Below are 2124 nucleotides of genomic sequence, written 5' to 3'. Positions count from 1 at the left end.
TACGCACATCAACCATGCTAATGAGATTAACGATGAACTGCGCCAGGCAATGAAAAAACTAAAAGAAGCCAATGTCACCCTGCTAAATCAGGGAGTTTTACTAAGAGGCGTTAATGATTCCGTTGATGCCCTGAGCCAGCTCAGCGAGGCCCTGTTCGATGCTGGGATCCTGCCGTATTACTTGCACGTGCTAGACAAAGTCCAGGGAGCGGCCCACTTTATGGTCGATGACGAACGAGCCCGACAACTAATGGCAGGCTTATTAGAAAACGTCTCTGGCTACCTGATCCCGACCCTCACCCGTGAAATCGGCGGCCGAAAAAGCAAAACGCCGCTCGACCTACACCTCGCATAACCATCTATAACCCCTACAAATCATGAGATTTTGTGTCGGTCGAGACGCAAAATCTTACGATTTCTCTCTGATTTTTGTTTATTTTCAGAAAACTCAATAAAAAAGACACCAAACCGTTCTAAAACATTTAAGTCTCATGTAGTCTCTGCCGCCTAGATTATTTGCGACACAAAATATGGAATGAAAATCACACTATTGTGATGAAAAATGGTCGAGTTTACGACATCCATATTCAACCAAACTGAAGATGAAAGACGTTAAGAACGGTAGCCAGTAAACGTGAAGTCTACGCAATGGTAAATGCCTTCATCGCCTTTAAGGCAGCCCTGCGGAAAGTTAACCCGTCCACCAGAAAGTATTGCGGCAACCATTACCTAGCTGAAACCGATGATTCGGGACGTAACCAAGCATTCTGTCGACCAGGCCAACGCCTCACTTAACGGTTTACGCAGCGAAATATCAACCGTTACCAAAGCATGGAAGAGAGGACTGAATCGGTCAAAGAGAGACCTTTTCCTGCGAACACTTATCATTCAATCTTGCCGCACTGAGCAACAGTGCCGAAGAAAACCGATTATCTGCTAAGGACGCACAACAAGGGGTTGAAGAGCGGAAACGCAAGGCTACTGCGCTACGCGACGTTGTGCATCTATTTACACTTTAACTTCAACCAACAAGAAGAAAAAACTCATAACAGGAGATATCCTTTGAAACTGAAACTTAGCCTAACTGCACTGGCACTGATGGGCCAAACAGCCGCACATGCCGCTCCTCTGCTAGTTGATTTTGATGACAGCGAGCGCGAAGAGCGCGTTCAGGCGAGCAACGCTTGGCTGGAAATTGATACTCAGGCATTTTCAAATAATATTCAGTTGCTTCAGAAGGATCTAAAGGGCAACACTCAGATCTGTGCCATCATGAAGGCTGACGCGTACGGTAACGGTATCGCAGGCCTGATGCCTAGCATCATCGCGAACAACGTTGCATGTGTGGGTATCACCAGTAATGAAGACGCTCGCGTAGTGCGTGAGCATGGCTTCGAAGGCAAGATCATGCGTGTCCGTGCGGCTAGCCGCAACGAAATTGAAAACGGCGTACAGTACGAAATCGAAGAGCTGATTGGCACTAAGATGCAGGCGGATCAAATCATCGAGATTGCATACAACTACAATACCGTTATTCCTGTTCACCTTGCTCTGAATACTTCAGGCATGGGTCGTAATGGTCTGGATCTGACAACGTATGAAGGTCAGGTTGAAGGTGTGGAAATCGCAAGCGATCCTAACCTAAAAATCGTAGGTATGATGACCCACTTCCCGAATGAAGGTCTTGATGAAATCCGCCGCAAGGTTGACCGTTTCAAAGTAGAAACAAAGTGGCTAATGGACAGCGCAGGTCTGAAACGTAAAGACATCACACTGCACGTGGCTAACTCTTACATCACGCTAAATCTGCCTGAAGCACATCTGGATATGGTTCGTCCTGGCGGCATGCTATACGGTGACTACCCTGCAACCCTACCTTACGAGCGCATCGTGTCTTTCAAAACACGCGTAGCATCACTGCACCACCTACCGAAAAACAGCACTGTGGGTTACGACAGCAGCTTTACAACCACTAAAGAAAGCGTAATGGCGAACCTTCCTGTCGGTTACTCTGACGGTTACCCAAGAAAAATGGGCAATATGGCAGACGTGCTGATCAATGGTCAACGTGCAAAAGTGGTTGGCGTAACGTCAATGAATACAACAATGATCGACGTTTCCGAT

Annotated in this window: 1 protein-coding gene and 1 pseudogene; both read left to right on the top strand. The window is 47.0% G+C overall.

What is annotated here, in order from left to right; translation table 11 throughout:
- Positions 1 to 355 (top strand): annotated as a pseudogene (locus tag R7P67_RS23275) (EF-P beta-lysylation protein EpmB); the annotation flags it as partial.
- Between the two features lie 707 nt (positions 356 to 1062).
- Positions 1063 to 2124 (top strand): alanine racemase (gene alr, locus R7P67_RS23270; RefSeq protein ID WP_318086124.1); only part of this gene is annotated, 1062 nt, incomplete at its 3' end.

It is taken from the genome of Vibrio sp. Vb0937 (assembly GCF_033338855.1).
Note: the sequence above shows the minus strand (reverse complement) of the source record. Positions and strands in the feature narration are given on the sequence as shown.